The following is a 16575-nucleotide window of genomic DNA, read 5'->3' as shown; positions in this document are numbered from 1 at the left end:
GGATTCAGGGGTTGCTAGCTATTGAAAATATCAGGGGAACATAGCTTCTGCGAGTGCAACGCTTTCCGGTTTGCCCACATCCACGAGACGGTCGCCACTATGATCATAACCCATGATACGGTGATCGTTTGCGAGATCGAGGTACGTATCAACAATGGAGAATTTTCCTGTATGTCGCATGAGTCCGAATATGCGCGGATCAAATACGACTACGCAACTATAAGCTTTTTGAACAAGAGCGGAAATGTTTGCGGGTGCGGCACCGGAAGGCCAGCGGTACTGACCAGTTGCTGTATTAACCCAGCCGCGTAAACGATTTTCCGCATCAAATAAAAAGTTGCGGGAAGTGAGCCGGTCGGTTACGCCAAAACTTACGAGCGCTTCCTGCTCCTTATGAAAGGCGATCAGTTTATTGAGATCAAGGTCGGTGAGGATATCGGCGTTGATGGTTACAAAGAGTTCGGAATTTGCGGCAGGGCTTTCCAAAAACGGTCGCGCCTTTAGAAGTCCGCCGCCAGTTTCCAGCAGTTCTTCACGCTCATCGCTGATAATGATCTTAGACCCCCATCCCCCCGAACGATCCAACGCCTCTATCACCTGGTCAGCAAAATGATGCACATTCACCACCACCTCGGTAATCCCAAATCGCTGGAAATATTCAATATTGCGCTGCAGTAAACTCTTTCCATTCACCATCGCCAATGCCTTGGGATGCTTGTCGGTCCAGGGTTTGAAACGCGTGCCGAGGCCGGCGGAAAAAAGCATCCCTTTCATTTAAGATTTAAGATTTAAGATTTAAGAGGTAAGATTTAAGGTAAGAGGTTAGAGGTAAGAGGTAAGATTTGGGGACCCTAACCAGTGTTGATCCAATTTTTTTCTTCCTGCATCAGGTGCCGCAACTCGATTCGGACACCGAACTTATTTTTCAGATGACGCGCTAGCGCCTCGGCAGCATAAACAGAACGGTGCTGTCCGCCGGTACAACCGAAATTCACCTGCAGACTCTCAAATCCCCTTTTAATATAATCGGTGACCGTAATATCCACGAGATCGAAAACCGAATTGAGGTAATCAGGCATCACGGTCCGCTGCTCCAGGTAATCACGAACAGCTTTGTCGCGGCCGGTTTGAGTTTTGTACTCGGCGATCCTTCCCGGATTAAGAATTCCCCGACAATCGAACACAAATCCCCCCCCGTTTTCAGTTGGATCAGGAGGAATACCTTTTTTATAAGAGAATGAATGGATCCGCACCACCAGCGGCGTGGACTCATCGGCGCGGAGCGGCTCAAACTTTGCCATCACCTCATCACTGGTGCAATACTGCAGACATTTGTCGAACTCGGGAACGGCAATGCCCATACGCCGGCTATCGGTAAAAGCCGCCAGGTTCTTCAGCGCCAGCGGAATACTCGAAAGGAACTGCGCCTTGCGCTGAAAAAATCCGCGGAAGCCATAAGCTCCCAACACCTGCAGTAACCTGATCAATACATACCCATTGTACTGCGCCGTGAAAAGTGCCGGATCCAGCGGATGCGGCAAATGCTGCGACACCTCCCCTATATAATATTCCAGCAGACTGTTCTTCCAATCTTCCGGAAGCTCGGCCCTCGCCTGCCAGAGCAGGGAAGCCACATCATATTGCAATGCTCCCCGCATGCCTCCCTGGTAATCGATGAAATGGACCTGGCCATCATTGGTAACCATGATATTCCGGCTCTGGAAATCGCGGAACATGAAATGCTTGTTCTCCGTATGCGTGAGGTAGGTACTCAGCGCTTCGAAATCGTTGAGCAAAGCCTGCTTGTCGTACGGAAACTTCAGCGTATCGAGAAAATAATATTTAAAGTATAAGAGATCACTTAGTATGGCCTGCTTGCCGAATTCATGCGCGGTAAGACACATTTCATAATTGATCTGCGCACCTCCCCGAACCTGCAGGTGCGCCAGTTTAGAAAGGCTCTCCTGGAAAAGCGCATATACCTCGGCGCTATATCCCTGCTGTTCCAGCAGGTTGAGGAGGGAGGTATCGCCAAAATCTTCCTGCAGGTAAGTATCACCCGCATCGTTAACCGCTACCACATTGGCCACGGGACATCCGGCAGAACGAAGCGATTCGGTAAAGGAAAGAAAGGTCTGGTTTTCGCGCAGGTTGTTATTATAGGTTGCAATGCAGGAATGCTTGCAGGAGGAGATGCCGTTATAGGCGGGACCGGGGTCGGTTACTATTGCGGGTGGGGTCGCGGTGATTCCGTTGCCTGTGGCGCTGGCATTAGCCGCGCGTGCGTGGATCCTGAAATACAGGCGATCACTACCGCTCTGCGGTAACTTGGTGATCTCCGCGGCCTCGGTACCGGTATAATTTCGCCAGAGCGCTGCTACATGTTCAATTATTCTTTCCATATAAGTGGCGTCAAATATAAGGGAAAGGCGGCCCCTTAATGGCTTTTACCTGATTTTCTGTAAATTCACTAAAACCACCCAACTGCATGAAACCAACCAGACTACTGCTGTATAACAGCTTCATGGCATTATTATGCCTGCTCAGCTTCCCCGTTTTTTCCCAAACCGTCATTAGCGGTACAATTACCGATAGCAAATCGGGTGCCCCGTTGCCCGGCGTGTCGGTGAAAGTGCGGGCCACCAGGGCAGGGACTTCCACCAACGAGGCCGGCCAGTTCAGCGTAACGGCATCCCCCAAAGATGTGCTGGATATCACGATGATCGGCTACGCTCCGCTGACGGTGACCGTGGGTAATGAAACATCCCTGAGTATTTCGCTGGAACCAACCATTACCGACCTCAGCGGCGTAGTGCTGGTAGGCACCCGGCGCGCTGGCAGAGTGAAGATCGAAACACCGGTGCCGGTGGATGTGGTGAATGTTGGACAAGTATCGTTGCCTACGGCGAGAATGGACCTGACTTCCATCATTAATTATTCGGCGCCCTCCTTCAACTATAACAAACAGAGCGGTAGCGATGGTGCCGACCATATTGACCTGGCAACATTGCGGGGTCTCGGTCCGGACCAGACACTGGTTCTGGTGAACGGTAAGCGCCGCCACCAGACTGCTTTTGTTGCAGTATTTGGCGCCCGCGGCAGGGGTAACTCAGGGACCGATCTCAGTGCTTTTCCCATCAATGCTATTGAACGCGTGGAGATATTGCGGGACGGCGCCTCTGCTCAGTATGGTTCCGATGCCATTGCCGGTGTAATCAACCTGGTGCTGAAAAAATCTACCGGCGAGCTGACGGGTAATGCAGGCTGGTCGGCCTACTATGATGATGAATTCAATCCCGCGCAGAAACCCGATCTCGGACAATATGTTTATAAGGGAAAGATCGACGGTAATGCTTTTAATGCCAATCTTAATTATGGTGTTGCGCTGAAGGATAATGGCTTTATCAATTTTACCGGCAACTTTCTGGCCACCGGGAAAACATTCCGTCAAACACTGGTTACCGAAGAGTTCGCCAAGGACTGGCTTCCCACCAATATTTATCGCCGCGCGCATGGGGATGGCTCGATGCTGGGGGGCGGAATTTTTTACAATGCGGAAGTACCCAAGGCCCTGGGCAATGCAACTTTCTACAGTTTGGGTGGCTATAATGCCAAGGCTTCCGATGCCTATGCGTTTACCAGGAACTGGTCGGCCCGGCCCGATCGTTTTCCTACCGACGAAAATGGGGATATGATTTTTGTGGATGGCATCATGAAGGAAACATCCGATGGTGAAACCTATTTTAACCCTCATATACAAACGAAGATCAAGGATGCCAGTGTTGCTGCGGGATTACGTGGGATGGCGGGTTCCTGGAACTGGGATTTGAGTAATAGTTTCGGTATGAATGATTTTCATTTCTATGGCGACCGCACTTTTAATGCTTCTCTCGGTGCGGGACAAACGAAGTTTGATGATGGCGGATTTAATTTCCGTCAGAATACTGCCAATCTTGATTTCACGCGTGCCTTTAACGATGTGGCGGCGGGCATGAACCTCTCTTTTGGAGCGGAATATCGTCGCGAGCGCTATAAGATATTTGCCGGGGAGGAAGCATCCTATCGCAACTACGATCCTACGGGTGAAAAGGCGGGCGGTGCGCAGGGTTTTCCGGGCTACCAGCCTGCGGATGAGGTGAATGCGACAAGATCGGTAGTAGGTGTTTTTGCGGATGCAGAATTCGATATCAGCACCAAATGGCTGGTAGGCTTGGCCGCCCGTTTTGAGAACTACAGCGATTTTGGCGAGACCATAAATTTCAAACTGGCATCGAGGTATAAGGTGAGTCCGGCCGTGAATATCAGGGGTTCTTTCAGCACGGGATTCCGCGCGCCATCATTGCAACAGATGAACTTCTCTTCCACCTTCACCACGGTGCAGGGAACCGAGATCAAGGAAGTGAAGATCGCTCCCAACTATTCGGAGGTGACGCGTGCTGCGGGTATTCCGGAGTTGAAGGAAGAGAATTCGCTGAATGCCTCACTTGGATTTACCGCGAAACTGGGATCTGCATTATCGCTCACTATTGATGGCTATTGGGTTCAGGTAAAAGACAGGGTGGTGCTCAGCGGACAATTCAGTGCTGATGATGAAGGCATTGACCCGGCCCTTCGGGCAGAGATGATCCGCCTGGATGTTGCGCTGGCGCAGTTCTTTGCGAACGCGGTGAATACTACCAACAAAGGCATTGATGTGGTGCTGGAATATAATAAGAGTTTTGGATCGAGGAGTATAAAGGCCTTGCTGACGGGAAATATTCAGGATATGACCATTGACCAGGTGAATGTTCCCGGCAAACTCAGCGGAACACCTGAACTGCGTGCAACTTTTCTTACCGATCGTGAGCAGGCGTTCATTTTAGCTTCTGCGCCTAACAGTAAGTTCGGGCTGGTGTTGGAACATAACTGGGCGAAGTTCGGTATTGGTAGTCGCATCACTTATTTCGGTAAGCAGACTTTGCTGGGATATGGGGATGGGACGGCAGAAGATTTCAATCCCCCTTTCAATCGTGGTGATCTCTATGCATATGTTCCGGCCGACGATGATGGCCGCCCGGTGCGCGATCAGTATGTGTATAGCGGGAAAGCTGTTGCCGACATTTATATGAGTTACCAGCTCAGCAAGAATTTCGGGCTCTACTGGGGCGTGGACAATATTTTCAACACCCATCCCGATATGAGTTTTGCTCCGGGAGCAAAATGGTGGGCATTCAACAATGAAACCGGCGGTCCCTGGGATGCTGTGCAGATGGGCGCTAATGGACGCAGGGGATTTGTGCGGTTGGGCTTTAAGTTTTAACAACCCATCTGACGCCTGTCCTGACAGGCGTCAGATGGGTTGTGGGTTATCTCCTGCTGAGCCAGTAAACGGGGAGGCCGACCAGGGTGATGAGGACGCCGAGCAGGGAGTTGATGATGGGGACGTTCCCTGCGCGGTAGTTGGCAATATCGGTGTAGAGTGTGGTGACAAGGTATAGGGCGGTGAAGAGAACAAAAATCGCGGGGATGATGGGATAGCCGGGCACTTTGTAAACGCGGGGGAGATCGGGCTTTTTCCAGCGCAGGATGAAGAGTCCGAGTCCGCCCATGCCATAGAAAAACCAGGATACAAAGATGAGCATATCGGTGAGCATATCGAAGGAGCCGGAGATCACCATGGCTGAGGCCCAGATGGCGTTCAGCCAGAGGGCATTGCCGGGAGTTTTGTAATCGGGCTGAACCTTCGCTGCGTGGGAGAACCATTTACTTTCTTCGCCGAGAGAAAAGGTGAGTCGGGCCGTAGCAAAGATGTTCGCATTCAGGGACCCGAAGGTGGAGAAGATAACCATCAGCGTTATGAGGCTTCCGCCTATTGCGCCCCATACCATTTCGGCCGTATCGGAGGCAACGAAAGAAGACTGCTTCATTTGCTCCGCGGGTAATACATAAATATAGGCGAGGTTGAGCAGCAGGTAAATGACCATGCAGGCACCCAAGCCAAGCAGCAGGCTCTTCGGAATATTGCGTTGGGGATCCTTTATTTCACCCGCCACGGTATTGATATTATTCCAGCCATCATAGGCCCAGAATGCTCCCGATAAGGCAGCCATATAGGCACCGATATAACTCATTTCAAAATTCCGATCTACCAATTGAGCCAGGTGGGTAAAAGATCCCTTGCCGCTGGTGAAGATGCCGCCTATCAAAAGCAGAATCGCCAAAGCCTTTAGAGCAGTTAAGAACCGTTGCAAGGCGCCACCCCCGTGAACAGTGCGATAATTTATAGCGGTTAAAATCAGGATCAGCAGTATGGTGAGTGCCTTAACGCCTGCATTGGCGAGTGGGAACACGTAGCCGATAAAGGGAATATAGAAGCGGATAGCCTTCTCCGTTATGGCATCGAAGCGTGGGAGAGCAATGAAATAATTTGTGTATTCAGCACAGATATAGGCGATGGAAGCATTGCCAGCAGTATTGATGACCGCGAAGGCTGCCCAGCCATAGAGAAAGGCAAATGTTTTGCCATACATTTTCTGGAAGAAGATAAAGGGGCCACCAGTTTCAGGATATAAGGAAGCCACTTCGGCATTACTGAGCGCACCGAAAATAGTAACCAATCCAGCCACCACCCAAACGGATAAAAGCAACCAGGGAGAACCCAGTTGTCCAAGCATGAGGGATGGCTTCATGAAAACGCCTGAACCAATTACGGTTCCCACCACGAGGGCAATTGCCGTTCTGGAATTTATGGTGCGGAGGAGTTTGCTCATCTCATGAATGATGCGATGAGCGAATGAAAATGATGTGTTCCTTTTTCGTGTTTTACGCTGTAGCGGCCATGTTCATAAAAGCGGGAACGGATACCTTTCTGTACCATCTGCACTACTTCTTCGTCTTCGTGTTCAACCGTATCGAGTCCGCTGCCTGCGCCGGTTCCCAATTTGCTTTCATCATACACGTAACTCAGAAATAAAACTTTGCAAGTATCAGCGCTTAGGGGTTGCACCAGGTTGAATGATAATCCCCATGGATAAAAATTGAACATCATGTTGGGAAAGACCCAGAAATAATATGCAGACACCTGTTTTCCGAAATCGGGTGAATTAGCGGGCAGGTCAAAACAGCTATCACCTTTCTTGCCGATGCCCAGTTGGAGGTTTGAATATTTATAGACTTCGGTGGTATATTCTCCGAAGTCGAGCACGGCATTGAGTGTGGCATGCACGAAAGGAATATGAAAACCTTCGAGATAGTTTTCACAATAGAGTGCCCAATTTGCTTTGACCAGGTAATCGCTGGAAAGATCGGGACGATACTGTATCTTATCCATAGGCAGCCATCCCACCCGGTTGATCATTTCGCTGAACATCGTTTCTGCAGGTATGGCTTCAGGTATGGCAGTAGGTGTAGGATTATTTTCATCGATGGATTCGGTACCTGCCTTGCGCGCACCTTGCAGCGACGTGAAAAGCAGTTTACCCCATTGGAAAAGAGGAAGTTTTTTGAGGTTATCCTCTTCCGTAGGAAAATTCTCGACTTCCCTGAATTCGGGCATGGAGCGGAATTGTCCGTCGAGGTCAAAAAGCCGACCATGGTATTTGCAGCGCAGCTGGTTATTGCGGCAGGGCTCATATACCATCAGGTTTCCGCGGTGGGTACAAACATTAGAGAGGCAATGCAACTGACCATTCTTATCGCGGGTCAATAAGAGTGGTTCATTGAGATAGCCATCCAATAAGGTAAAAGGGTAACAATCACCGGGCTCTTTTACCAGGTCGGTGGTGCCGATAAATTGCCAGGTGGGCGCAAAGATCAGTTCCCTTGCATCATCAAAATGCCGTTGGTTAATATAAAAATCCTTAGAAATAGTTTTAGCCTTAGCGATATCGGGGTCTACTGAAAATTGGGGCATGCGTTTGATGCTTTACCCGTAGAAATTACGGGAAAATATCAAAAGATGCTCAGTTGCTGCCCGGGTTTACGAAAGGAGTCCGTATCCAATTCCCAGCGATCCTGGTTGAGTCCGTAGAGTTTACTGAAGGTTTTAAATTGCTGGCGCACCATTTCCGCTGCTTTTCCTTCGCCCCGCATGCGGGTACCGAAGCGGCTGTCGTTCACCTTTCCACCATGACCGTCTTCTATACTATGCCAGACCTTATCGGCACGATCAGGAAATGTTGTATAGAGCCAGTTATGGAAGATCAGTTTCACGGCACCGTTGAGTCGCACGAAAGTATATCCGGAAAACTTTGCACCAGCTTCAGCGGCGGCTTCCAGTATTGCGGGGAGTTCATGATCATTCAAACCAGGTATCATTGGTCCAAGCATAACACCTGTGCGAACACCCGCATCACTGAGTTCTCTTATAACACGAAGGCGCTGTTGGGCAGTTGTGGTTCTTGGCTCCATTGCCCGCCGGAGGGATTCATCCATACTGGTAATCGAAACGATGACAGATGCGAGGTTTCGTTTACCCATGGAAGATAGGATGTCTTTATCGCGCAATACACCGGCGTTCTTTGTTATTATACCGATGGGCTGGTTGAACTCATTACACACTTCCAGGAGGCGCCTGGTGATACGGTATTTTTTTTCAGCCGGCTGGTAGCAGTCAGTATTACCACTGATGGAGATGGGCTTGCATTCCCAGGATGCTCGCATCAGGAATTTCCTCAATAACTCCGGAGCATTTTTCTTGACAATGATATTGCGTTCAAAATCCACTCCTGCACTATAACCCCAATACTCATGCGAATTACGGGCATAACAGTAAATGCAACCATGTTCACAACCCTGGTAGGGATTCATGCTGTAGAACATATTTACATCTGGCGAATCAACCTTATTGACCAGCGCCTTCCCTTCCTGTTCAATATATTTTGTAACAGGATCAGCTTCACTCCAGTCATCAACTGATTCGATATGTTCCCTGCTTGCCGAATGCTTATCAAAACGGTTGGCAGTATTTATTTGCGCACCTCTTCCCTTCATATATAATATTTTATTCCTCACACGCTGGTGAAAGTTGCCAACTGCCTATTCACTTTTGCCTATTGCCTTTTTTCTACGCAAACAACATCCCCTGCTTCACCCCTACCGGCATGTCTTTTAATTCCATTCGCTGCAAAATTTGCCAGTGCTGTTCACCTGATTTTCTTTTCAGCAACAGACAGGCATCTACCATGAATTGAGCATTGAAATGGCGATATGCATATTGCTGCCATGCTTTCTCATAAATACCCGGAGGCAATTTGGCAGCAATGATCAACTGTTGTTCCAGTGGGAAAAAAGGATTGTGACTGGTATCGGGCCGGAGCAGGTGTTGCATTGATTTCAATTCTCGACCACATTGTTGCAAGGCCGACTTACTGGTAACGGGAATATAGATGCTGTGGGTAGGCATACTTTTATAATCTTTCATGTTCACCGTAAAGGGACGCCATCCCATTACCAGTTGGTGAAGGGAAGATCTCATTTTCTCTTCCAGTAACTGCCGCTGACGAAATTTTACCAGTGGGATCATCACTGCACTGTTACGCGGGACAGGAAGATTGTATTGTTCAGAAAACTGTTGGCGCAATTTGCGGATCCTGTCCTTAATAGTATCAGGAATAGCCAGCACCAACTGGTATTCATAAACCTGGTAACCGGGCATGCTGAATAATCCATTGTACGGTGCGGCACCATTAACGCCATGCTCATATGTTCTTGTTGCAGTTTGCATGTTGAATCATTTAATCGTTATCGTTATTTGTTTCTTTTCTCTTTAATCCCCTTGGCATTAATGCAAGCCGGCTGACCAGTCTTATACTGCCATCACTATCCTGCCTTACAAGTTGCAGTTCTTCCACCTCCATCTCAGCGCGGAATGTTCTGGCGGAGAAATCGAGCAACATTTCCAGTTCCCGCTCTTCTTTCATGGATCGCATCAGCATGAGACGGGGCGTCCTGTATAATTGAAGGGAGGAGCATTGATTGCCTTTCATCAGTGCGTCGATCACCCTGAGGGATTCGACCAACTGGTGAAAAGGTGTTGGATCCTGGATCCTCAGGTACAAGGGGGCGCCAGGCAGACTACCATAATTATTAAGGAGTATGCCAAAGCCCTCCTGCTGACCGATGATCCGGTGGAGCCATCGGAGAAGGGTATCTTCCATCTCTTCCCTTGCCTTAAAAGAAGCCAGTACCAGGCAATCTTCCCCTCCAGCGAAAGCCTCCTCCCCAAATACATTTCGGGCATAATTGGTCTCTTCGACTATTTTTTCCCGAACAGCCTCAGGAGCTATCACCTGAAGCCTGTAATCGGCCATGGACCTGTCTTCATAAACCCGGCGGGAGGTTAATATTTCTGTCATTTTCTTAAAATAAAATCTGTTCAACCAACTTATTTAGCATAAATTTACTAAACATTTTAGTATTGAAAAATTTATTTTCTATGGATTTCGACAACATTTTTACGGCCTCCTACCAGGGCACCAAAACCTTTGACCAGCACCAGGTCCGCAATGCCAATGCGACGGGTTTCGGCGCCGGGGCCGATGATTATTCAGAAAAGGGTATTGACCTGAATGAGCAGTTGGTGCGTAACAAGCCGGCTACATTTTTCCTGCGGGTACGCGGGGATGCGATGATCGGCGCGGGCATTCATGATGGCGACCTGGTGATTGTGGACAGGTCGGTGAAACCACAGAATGGAAAGGTGGTGATTGCCGTATTAAATGGAGAGATGCTGATCCGCCGTTTTGAAAAAACCTTCAACAAGATGCGGCTGGTTCCTGAAACGGATAGGCTGGCAGCCATAGATATTGATGCCGGATCGGAAAGTTTCAGCATCTGGGGAGTGGTCACATATGTGGTGCATTCCCTTTAAAAAATTACCCTATGCTGGCTATACTTGATTGCAATTCCTTCTATTGTTCCTGCGAGCGACTGTTCAGGCCTTCGCTGGAGAATTCGCCTGTTGTGGTGCTGAGCAACAATGATGGATGTGTGATTGCGCGGAGTGATGAGGCCAAAACGCTGGGCATCCCTATGGGCGCTCCTTTTTTTCAGCAGCGGGATGCGATGAAAGCAGGATCGGTGGCTGTGTTTTCCTCCAACTATAATTTATATGGTGACCTCAGCATGCGCGTTATGGATACTTTAAGGATGCAGGTTGGAGCGGAAAATGTGGAGGTATATTCGGTGGACGAAGCCTTTCTTCAACTCGGTGAGGGAAACGGTGAAAGCTTTCGCCAGCAAGCGTTTCAATTAAAGGAGATGGTGGAGCAATGGACGGGGATCAGGGTATCTATCGGTGTGGCGCAAACGAAGGTTCTTTGTAAGGTTGCCAACCGTCTGGCGAAGAAAGATAAACAGGGATCGGGATGCGTGATGGTGCTGGAAGATCCGGACGAGATCCGTGGCGCACTGGAAAGTACTGAAGTGGGTGATATATGGGGAGTGGGTTACCAGTATGCGGAAAAGCTTCGGCAGTGGGGAATCAGCAATGCCTGGAAGCTGAGTTTGATGCCGCTGGAATGGGCGAGAAAAAACCTTGGTGGGGTGGTGGGACAAAGACTGATCCGAGAACTTAATGGAGAACCATGTATACAAATGAAAGATCCTTTGGAGAATAAAAAAATGATCGGCACTTCGCGCATGTTTGGAAGGCCGGTGGAAGATCTTGCGGCCATCCGAGAGGCCGTAGCAACCTATACGGCGAGGGCAGCCGAAAAACTGCGGAGGCAGCAACATGCGGCGGCCTGGGTGGAAGTTTATGTGGTGGCGGCCTCAGGGGAGAAATTCAGTTATAATCCCCGGAAGTTTAGCAGCAGTGCTGTGCTGGCCCCGGCGAGCAGTTCTACCAATGACCTGATCGCGTGTACGCTTCCGCTGGCGGAGGCACTCTTTAAAAAGGGGGAGCGCTATCTTAAGGCCGGTGTGTTGTTGGGGGGATTGGTGCCTGATGAAGCGATACAGGGGAACCTGTTCTCGGGGGATATTGGCAATAAGGGGAAAATGCTGATGCAGGCGCTGGACAATATCAATTTCAGTCAGCGTAATGATATGGTGAAATTTGCGGCTTCGGGAATTGATAGACCCTGGAAAATGCGGCAGGAGATGCGGAGTCCGAGGTACACTACCCGCTGGGATGAGTTGTTTGAGGTGGGGTAATGGGCCTGGCGGAAGGGCGTCTGACACATGTTCGCAACATGTTCGAACATATGTTCGAACGTTCCCTTAACATGTGTCAGACACCTTTCCGCCAATAGTCGGTAACTTTCCAGCGATATATAGTTCGTTCTAACCGTATCGACCATGCGAAGAATATTTTTGTTCATATTAGAGGGACTGAGATTTGTGCTGCAGTTCCTGTTCCGGAGGCTTGTGATATGGCTGGCCGACAGGTTTTCATCTGCTCCCAGGCAGGACAAGGTGAATGAGGCGCTTAGTGAGCTCTACCGGTCAATCATAACCGAACCTGGGAAGAAAGGCACCCTGGTCCCTTTTCGTCCCGATGAACAACCTGTCATTATTTTCAGTGATCTACATAAAGGAACCCGCGATGGCGCGGATGACTTTGCCATTTGTGAAGACAATTATCTCGCGGCTCTTACACATTACGACAACAATGGTTATTACTATATCAACCTGGGTGATAGTGAAGAGCTTTGGGAAAACCTGTTACCCAATGTGATCAATTATAACAAGGATAATTTTGCGCTGGAAAAAAAATTCGCCGACCGGAATGCTTTTGTCAAAATTTTCGGCAACCATGATCTTTACTGGGACAATGATCCGCTTGCTCCCATGGTATTGAAATCGATTTATGGGAAAGCCCTGAAAGCATCTGCAGGCGCGGTATTGAGAGCAGAACTCCCTTATGGCTATATCGATATTTTCTGCACCCATGGTCACCAGGGTGATGCACAGAGTGATGGTAATGCATTCAGTAAATGGTTCGTTAGTTATATATGGGGGCCCATTCAAAGTTTCCTGGAGATCAGGATCAATATGCCCTCCGGAAATACCACGCTTAAAAACCTGCACAACCTCTATATGTATGAATGGAGTGCTTCCCAGGAAAATGTTATTCTGATCACGGGTCATACACACCAGCCGGTATTTAATTCACTCACGCATCTGGAAAGACTTTACCTGGAACTAGAAGACGCACAGGAAAAAAAAGACGAGGCACTTATCAAAAAGATCCTTAATGAGATCCCAAGAAGAAGCAGGGAATATGATCATCTAAGCCACTCATTCCGGAAAATGAAGGCCAGCTATTTCAATTCGGGATGTTGTTGTTATGCAGATGGAAATATCACGGGCATCGAGATCTCAGATGGATACATGCGCCTGGTGAAATGGAGTAAGGTGGAGGGAAAACCTACGCGGATTGTGGCGGAGAAAATTCATTTGGTGGAGCTGTCGAGGAAAAACAGCCTAACAGGTAAGAGGGAAGAGGTAAGAGGTAAGAATTGAGGTAAGAGGTGAGAGGTAAGAGGTAAGATTTATTGGATGAGGGTGTAGAGGATGCGTTTGGCACTGGGGGTCATTCCTAAGGTGGTGTCCTGCATCCAGTGACGCTTGAAGGCAAGGATGGAGGCGGTGCTGTCTTTGGTATCAAATCCAACTAGCCGGAGTGCCATGATATGGTCAAAGTTTTCAGGTATTATTATTCCGGTGGTATCTCCATGCCATCTCCCGAAACCTTTCTCTGATAAAGCTTTCCAGGGAAATCTCCAGTTTGGATCATTCTTGCGGGTAGGCGCAATATCACCATGTCCGATTATATTTTCAGTCGGAATATTATGTCTTTTTTTCAGCGTGTCGAGAACGCGATAGAGACTGATAAGCTGGGCTTCCGGAAAATTTTCGAATCCATTATTATCGAGTTCAATCCCGATGCTGGAAGAATTTAGGTCGCGGTCGTAACCCCAGCTTCCAATTCCAGCATGGTGAGCACGCAGATAGTCGTTCAGCATATGGTGAATGGTTCCATCCTTACAAATTACATAATGAGCACTCACCTGGGTACGCGGAAGTGTAAAGGTCCGTAATGTTTGTCCGCAGCTGTCCTGTGCAGTATGGTGTATGATGACAAAATTCGGTTTGCGTAATCCGAAGTTAGTAGTACCAACCCAGCTGTTTGTTGATTGCAATAGTGAGTTATCAAGACTATTAGCAGGAGGAAATGTTCTTAACCTTTTTGCGAGTTCCTTAACCTGGTGTTTATGCGCCTTATTTGTTTTTGCATATGGATTGGGACTGCAGGCAATTAGCACGAGAACTACAACTGAAAACAGCGCAATAAAGAGTTTATTATCCATAATTTTATGGTTGAACCTTGAATACTGATCAAGGTCAAATTAAGTGATTTTGAAGACGATCAACAAAATAGCTGATGGGGAAAATAATATGTTTGTTGTTTTGCATCTTTTGTTCGTTGATTACAAACGCTCAAAAAGAAACTGATAGCACCTCGGTAAAAGAGCTGAAGGAGATCATTATCCGGAGCTGGCAACACAAGGATATCGGTCGAATGCCTGATGCAGCAAATGGTTTCCTCTATATCGGGAAGAAAACCGAACAAGTAAATATTGGTGAAACAAATGCGAACATCGCCATTAAGACGGGGAGGCAATTGTTTGCCAAAGTGCCTGGCGTTTTTGTATATGATATGGACGGCAGTGGCAACCAGTTGAATATTTCCACCAGGGGCCTCGATCCACATCGAAGCTGGGAATATAATATAAGGCAGAATGGCATTCTGCTCAACTCAGATATGTATGGATACCCGGCAAGTCATTACAGTGCACCGATGGAGAGCTATGAAAAAATTGAACTGATCCGTGGAACCGGTTCGTTGCAATATGGTGCACAGTTTGGTGGAATGATAAATTATGTTACGCGGAAGCCCGACAGCACAAAAGCTTTCACACTTGAGAGTGTAAACACAGCAGGTTCTTTCGGCTTATTGAGTACATATAATGCTATCAGCGGAACCAGTGGCAGGTTCTCATATTATGCCTATTACCACAAACGTCATTCAAACGGATACCGGGAAAACAGCAGATCGGATGCCGAAGCGCAGTTTGCACATTTACATTACCAGTTCAGTAAAAAGCTAGGTCTGACAGCCGCCATTGGCCGATCCAAATATTTACACCAGTTACCCGGGCAATTGAATGATAGCATGTTTGCTGCAGACCCCAGGATGAGCACGAGGAGCAGGAATTATTTCAGTCCGGACATATATGTTCCTTCCCTTACTCTCTTATGGAACCCATCAGCCAATACTAGTATCAATATAATAGCATCAGGTGTTTATGGGGCAAGGAACAGCGTGTTGTTTGATGCATTCGCTAATGTTGCTGACAGTATTGACATGCAAACCATGCAGTATAAAAACCGACAGGTTGACATTGATAATTTTCATAGCAATACACTTGATATAAGGTTACTTCATCATTATACAATCAGTGGTATCAGGGGGAAATTGGCCACAGGAATCACCTATATGAATAACGACCTGCACCGGCGGCAACTTGGCAAGGGAACAACGGGAACAGATTATGACCTTTCTGTGGACGCAGCCGGATTTGGGCGGGACCTTCATTTCCGCACATCTAACATTGCCGTATATGCGGAAAATGCATTCCAGATTAATACGCGCTGGACAATATCACCTGGTCTTCGTTTTGAACAGGGAAGGAGCAGGATGAGAGGGATCATTAAATATTATGATCCGGGTGCACTGCCAAATGATATTCCCCACCGTTTCCTGTTAGCAGGCGTCAGTTCACAATTTCAAATTGATAAGAATAACAACCTCTATGGCGGATGGTCGCAGGCTTACCGGCCAACTATCTTCAAAGATATAATTCCTGTATCTGTGTATGAACGGGTAAACAGTGAGCTTAAAGATGCGAGGGGACATACTGCAGAATTGGGTATAAGGGGCAAGGTGTTGGGACGCCTGCAATATGATATCAGCGCATTCAGCATAAGGTATAAGAACCGAATGGGTTCGATCGTATTGAATGATGATAACGGTCAGCCATATACGTACAAAACGAATATTGGGGATAGTCGGACCAACGGGTTGGAACTATTCTTACAATATAAATTTCCCATTACCCAAAATTTGTATGCAGGGCTGTTCAGTTCAAGCGCATGGATGGAAGCAATATATACAAAGGGAAATGTTGCATCGGGCAGTACCAATGTATCTGTGAAAGGGAACCGGGTGGAATCTGTCCCCAGGTGGATAAGCCGCAATGGGCTGGAGATGTTGTACAAATCATTCAGCAGTTCACTGCTGTATAATTATACAGCTGCAACATTTTCTGATGCATTGAATACGGATACGCCTCCCTCCAATGGCTCGAAGGGATATACGCCTGCTTATTCTGTCTGGGATTTGAATCTATCATTTCGTTCCAATTCCATCTATTCCGTACGTGGAGGGATCAATAATATTTTCAACCGGCAATATTTCACCAAGCGACCTGCATTTTATCCAGGTCCAGGAATATGGCCCAGTGACGGGAGGAATTTTTATATCACCATTGGGGTGAGGATTTAGGTGGAGAGATGGAGGGATGGAGG

Annotated in this window: 13 protein-coding genes; 5 read left to right on the top strand and 8 right to left on the bottom strand. The window is 48.0% G+C overall.

The features are described 5' to 3' along the window. Positions 1–30 precede the first annotated feature (30 nt). Together HY58_RS01405 and HY58_RS01400 are read right to left on the bottom strand one after the other, a co-directional pair. Complete coding sequence (locus HY58_RS01405; RefSeq protein WP_253271479.1) at positions 31–765, bottom strand: sugar phosphate nucleotidyltransferase; 735 nt, start codon at positions 763–765, stop codon at positions 31–33. 86 nt (positions 766–851) lie between these two features. Continuing rightward, positions 852–2402: a phosphotransferase gene (locus HY58_RS01400; protein WP_039126622.1), complete on the bottom strand. Its 1551-nt coding sequence runs from the start codon at positions 2400–2402 to the stop codon at positions 852–854. Positions 2403–2488: 86 nt separating this feature from the next. Between HY58_RS01400 and HY58_RS01395 the strand changes: the two genes are divergently transcribed. After that, positions 2489–5299 carry a TonB-dependent receptor gene (locus HY58_RS01395; RefSeq protein ID WP_039126619.1) on the top strand — a complete coding sequence of 937 codons (2811 nt, stop codon included), beginning with the start codon at positions 2489–2491 and terminating at the stop codon, positions 5297–5299. A gap of 46 nt (positions 5300–5345) precedes the next feature. Here HY58_RS01395 and HY58_RS01390 read toward each other — a convergent pair whose 3' ends face one another. From HY58_RS01390 to HY58_RS01370, 5 genes are all read right to left on the bottom strand, one after another. Next, a complete protein-coding gene (locus HY58_RS01390) occupies positions 5346–6749 on the bottom strand; it encodes an APC family permease (RefSeq protein ID WP_039126616.1) in 1404 nt (467 codons plus the stop codon). Further along, on the bottom strand, positions 6746–7891 hold the full coding sequence (locus HY58_RS01385) for an aromatic ring-hydroxylating dioxygenase subunit alpha (RefSeq protein ID WP_039126613.1): 1146 nt from the start codon (positions 7889–7891) through the stop codon (positions 6746–6748). The genes HY58_RS01390 and HY58_RS01385 overlap by 4 nt, the downstream gene beginning before the upstream one ends. A gap of 38 nt (positions 7892–7929) precedes the next feature. Next, positions 7930–8970 carry a PA0069 family radical SAM protein gene (locus tag HY58_RS01380; RefSeq protein WP_039126610.1) on the bottom strand — a complete coding sequence of 347 codons (1041 nt, stop codon included), beginning with the start codon at positions 8968–8970 and terminating at the stop codon, positions 7930–7932. A 73-nt stretch (positions 8971–9043) separates the two neighbouring features. Beyond that, on the bottom strand, positions 9044–9703 hold the full coding sequence (locus HY58_RS01375; protein WP_052323740.1) for a hypothetical protein: 660 nt from the start codon (positions 9701–9703) through the stop codon (positions 9044–9046). Between the two features lie 10 nt (positions 9704–9713). Beyond that, entirely contained in the window at positions 9714–10334 is a 621-nt protein-coding gene (locus HY58_RS01370) for a hypothetical protein (RefSeq protein WP_039126606.1), read from the bottom strand. Between the two features lie 80 nt (positions 10335–10414). Here HY58_RS01370 and HY58_RS01365 point away from each other — a divergent pair, with 80 nt between their 5' ends. The 3 genes from HY58_RS01365 (at position 10415) to HY58_RS01355 (ending at position 13446) form a co-directional block, all read left to right on the top strand. Beyond that, a complete protein-coding gene (locus tag HY58_RS01365) occupies positions 10415–10849 on the top strand; it encodes a LexA family transcriptional regulator (RefSeq protein WP_039126603.1) in 435 nt (144 codons plus the stop codon). A gap of 11 nt (positions 10850–10860) precedes the next feature. Next, on the top strand, positions 10861–12135 hold the full coding sequence (locus HY58_RS01360; RefSeq protein WP_039126599.1) for a Y-family DNA polymerase: 1275 nt from the start codon (positions 10861–10863) through the stop codon (positions 12133–12135). 144 nt (positions 12136–12279) lie between these two features. Further along, positions 12280–13446 carry a metallophosphoesterase gene (locus HY58_RS01355; protein ID WP_253271478.1) on the top strand — a complete coding sequence of 389 codons (1167 nt, stop codon included), beginning with the start codon at positions 12280–12282 and terminating at the stop codon, positions 13444–13446. 29 nt (positions 13447–13475) lie between these two features. Here the strand turns inward: HY58_RS01355 and HY58_RS01350 are convergent, their stop codons facing one another. Then, a complete protein-coding gene (locus HY58_RS01350; RefSeq protein ID WP_039126595.1) occupies positions 13476–14294 on the bottom strand; it encodes an N-acetylmuramoyl-L-alanine amidase in 819 nt (272 codons plus the stop codon). Between the two features lie 116 nt (positions 14295–14410). Here HY58_RS01350 and HY58_RS01345 point away from each other — a divergent pair, with 116 nt between their 5' ends. Next, positions 14411–16552, top strand: coding sequence for a TonB-dependent receptor domain-containing protein (locus HY58_RS01345; RefSeq protein WP_216593754.1), 2142 nt, complete (start codon positions 14411–14413; stop codon positions 16550–16552). Positions 16553–16575: the final 23 nt, after the last annotated feature.

This window comes from Flavihumibacter sp. ZG627, from assembly GCF_000814325.1.
GTDB lineage: Bacteria > Bacteroidota > Bacteroidia > Chitinophagales > Chitinophagaceae > Flavihumibacter.
The sequence above is the reverse complement of the archived record's forward strand: the minus strand, read 5'-3'. Positions and strand labels throughout refer to the sequence as shown.